Source organism: Streptomyces synnematoformans (genome assembly GCF_039531005.1).
GTDB lineage: Bacteria > Actinomycetota > Actinomycetes > Streptomycetales > Streptomycetaceae > Streptomyces > Streptomyces synnematoformans.
In genome coordinates this window covers 1-3059 of sequence record NZ_BAAAPF010000512.1, presented here as the reverse complement: position 1 = coordinate 3059, position 3059 = coordinate 1, and the positions used below count along the sequence as shown (strand labels likewise).

At 76.4% G+C, this 3059-nt stretch carries 4 protein-coding genes; 2 read left to right on the top strand and 2 right to left on the bottom strand.

Going from position 1 to position 3059, the window contains the following annotated elements:
- Nucleotides 1-1153: MFS transporter (locus ABD317_RS35285; protein ID WP_344295805.1), on the top strand; the 1153-nt coding region annotated here is incomplete at its 5' end.
- On the opposite strand, the gene ABD317_RS35280 is transcribed toward ABD317_RS35285, so the two are convergent.
- The gene (locus tag ABD317_RS35280) at nt 1140-1718 is read right to left on the bottom strand and encodes a TerD family protein (RefSeq protein WP_344295807.1); all 579 of its coding nucleotides are present in this window, start codon (nt 1716-1718) and stop codon (nt 1140-1142) included. The two genes, ABD317_RS35285 and ABD317_RS35280, sit on opposite strands and share 14 nt — an antisense overlap.
- 84 nt (nt 1719-1802) lie before the next feature.
- On the bottom strand, nt 1803-2699 hold the full coding sequence (locus ABD317_RS35275) for a DMT family transporter (protein WP_344295802.1): 897 nt from the start codon (nt 2697-2699) through the stop codon (nt 1803-1805).
- On the opposite strand from ABD317_RS35275, the gene ABD317_RS35270 reads away from it, so the two are divergent.
- Nucleotides 2698-3059, top strand: a 362-nt coding sequence (locus ABD317_RS35270; RefSeq protein ID WP_344295800.1) for a winged helix-turn-helix domain-containing protein, incomplete at its 3' end; no start/stop codon positions are given. The two genes, ABD317_RS35275 and ABD317_RS35270, sit on opposite strands and share 2 nt — an antisense overlap.

The following is a 3059-nucleotide window of genomic DNA, read 5'->3' as shown; positions in this document are numbered from 1 at the left end:
CGCCGCCGGCCTGGCCGTGCTGCTCGGCGCCCTGCTCCCCGCCGTGGCCGCGCTGGCGGCGGCCGTCGTCGGCCGGATATCCGACGCGCACGGGCGCCGCCCCCGGCTCGCCGCCGGGTACCTGACCGGCGCCGCCGGCAGCGCGGGCGTCGTCGCCGCCGCGGTCGCCGGCAGCTCCGCGCTGCTGTTCGCGGCGATGGTCGTGTACGGCGCGGGCACCGCCACGAACCTCCTCGCCCGCTACGCCGGCGCCGATCTGGCGGCGCCCGCGTACCGTGCCCGCGCCGTGTCCACGGTGCTGGTCGCGACCACGCTGGGCGGGGTGGCCGGCCCCAACCTCGCCGTGCCCGCGGGCGATCTGGGCGCCGCGCTCGGCGTCCCCCGGCTGTCCGGGCTGTTCCTCGTCTCGGCCGCCGCGTACGGGGCCGCCGCCCTGGTGCTGGCGGTGTGGCTCCGCCCCGACCCGCTGCTGCTCGCGCGCGAACTCGACGAGGCCGAGCGCGCCGCGGAGCGGTCAGCGTCCACGTCCGCGGCGGCCGGGAGAGCCGGAGGGACGGGGAAGGCCGCGGACGCCGGGGCGGCGCCGCCGGACCGACGGCCCGGCCGGGGGGTGCTGCCGGGGGCGCTGGTCATGGTGGTCACCCAGCTGGTCATGGTCGCGATCATGACGATGACGCCGGTCCACATGCATGCACACGGCCACGGCACCGCCGCCTCCGGCCTGGTCATAGCGGTCCACATCGGCGCGATGTACCTGCCGGCGCCGCTGTCCGGCTGGCTGGTGGACCGGCGCGGCGCGCTCCCGGTCGCCGTCGGCGCGGGGCTGGCGATGCTGGCCGCGGGGGTGGTCGCCGCCACGACCGCGGAGTCCACCGCGGTGTTCGCGGTGGCCCTCGGGCTGCTGGGCGTGGGCTGGTCCCTGGGGCTCGTGAGCGGTACGACGATGGTCACCCACGCCGTGCCGCCGGCCACCCGGGCCCGTACCCAGGGCCTGGTCGACGTCGCGATCTCGGCCGCGGGCGCCGGGGGCGGCCTGGCCTCCGGCGCGGTGGTCGCCACCGCCGGCTATCCGCTGCTGACGGTCGGCGGCGGCGTCCTCGCGCTGGCCGTCGTGCCCGCGGCCGTCGCCGCGGCGGGCGTCAGCCGACGTTGACGCCGTAGTCGGTGGCGATGCCGTGCAGCCCCGAGGCGTACCCCTGGCCCACGGCGCGGAACTTCCACTCGCCGCCGCGGCGGTACAGCTCGCCGAAGACCATCGCGGTCTCGGTCGAGGCGTCCTCGCTCAGGTCGAAGCGGACCAGCTCGACGCCGTCGCTCTGGTTGACGACCCGGATGAACGCGTTGCTGACCTGGCCGAAATTCTGCCCGCGCACGTCCGCGTCGTGGATGGAGACCGGGAAGACGATCTTCTCGACCTCCGTCGGGACCATGCTGAGGTCCACGGTGAGGGACTCGTCGTCGCCCTCGCCCTCGCCGGTGAGGTTGTCGCCGGTGTGCTCGACCGAACCGTCGGGGCTGGTGAGGTTGTTGTAGAAGATGAAGTGCAGGTCGGACAGCACCTTCCCGGACGCGCCGCACATCAGGGCCGAGGCGTCCAGGTCGTGGGGCGCGCCCGTCGTGGTGCGCACATCCCAGCCGAGCCCCACGGTCACGGCCGTCAGCCCCGGTGCCTCCTTGCTCAGCGAGACGTTGCCGCCCTTGGCCAGGGAAACTCCCACGATCACCCCTCCACCTCTCGTGTCCCCTGGCCACCCTACAGGCGCCCGGCGGCGGGCCGGAGGTCTTCGGCCGTACGCCGTACGTCAACTGCGGGCCCGCTGGGTGACGGCGATACAGGCGAGGACGACCACCGCGGTGACCGGGGCGAGCGGGGCCAGATCCTCGCCCATGAGCAGCACGGCCCAGACCAGGGTGAGCAGCGGCTGGGCGAGCTGGATCTGGCTCGCCCGCGGCACCCCGACGGCGGCCATGCCGCGGTACCACACGACGAACCCGCCGAACTGCGACACCGCCGCGATGTACGCCATGCCCGCCGCCGCCTCCGCCGTCAGCCGGACCGGCTCCCGGGGCAGCGCCAGCGCGGTGACGAGCGCGGAGACCGGCAGGGCGGCGACGCAGCCCCAGGCGATGACCTGCCAGCCCGGCATGCGCGCGGCGAGCCGGCCGCCCTGGGCGTAGCCCGCCGCGCACAGCAGCAGCGCACCGAAGAGGTAGAGGTCCCCGGTGCCCGGCAGGCCGCGGCTCTGGCCGAGGGTGAAGGCGAGCACCGCGAGCGCGCCGGCGCCGGCGGCGGTCCAGAACGTACGCGACGGGCGCCGGCCGGTGAGCGCGGCCGAGCAGGCGGCGGTGGCCAGCGGGAGCACGCCGATGACGACGGCGGAGTGGGCGGTGGTGGAGGTCTGCAGCGCCAGGGTGGTCAGCAGCGGGAAGCCGACGACGCAGCCGGCGGCCACGGTCAGGAGCCCGGCCCGGTCCCGCCGGGCCGGGACGGGCACGCGGGCGGCGCGGAGGCAGCCCGCCGCGAGCAGGCCGGCCAGCAGTCCGCGTACGCCGGTCGCCGTCCACGGGCCGAAGCCGTCCAGCGCCCGGACCGTGGCCGGGAAGCTGAGGGAGAAGGACACCACGCCGAGGGCGGCCAGGAGCGTACCGGTGCGCGCCGATATCACCCGCGGGCGAGTAACGCTATCTTGTGCTGTCATGAACGACGGTAGCAGTGTTGCCCAGTTGGTCGCGGCCCTGCGAGATGAGCTGAGCCGCTACTCTGAGGGTGAGAAGCTGCCCTCCAGCCGGGCGCTGGTGGCGCGCCACCGGGTGAGCCCCGTGACGGTCTCCCGGGCGATCGCCGCCCTGACCTCGGAGGGGCTGGTGACCGCCCGGCCGGGCGCCGGGGTGTTCAAGGCCCCCGCCGGCCGCACCGGGCGCCCCGCCCGTACGTTCGACGACCTCTCCTGGCAGGACGAGGCGCTGGCCGTGGGCCCGCCGCACGCCGGCACCGGCCCGCGCGCCGCCGACGCCGCCGGGGTGCTGGCCACGCTCTCCGCCCCGCCGCCGGAGGTGGC

Excerpts from the sequence above, each read along its gene's own strand:
- ABD317_RS35275 (WP_344295802.1), bottom strand. The coding sequence starts at position 2,699 with ATGACAGCACAAGATAGCGTTACTCGCCCGCGGGTGATATCGGCGCGC.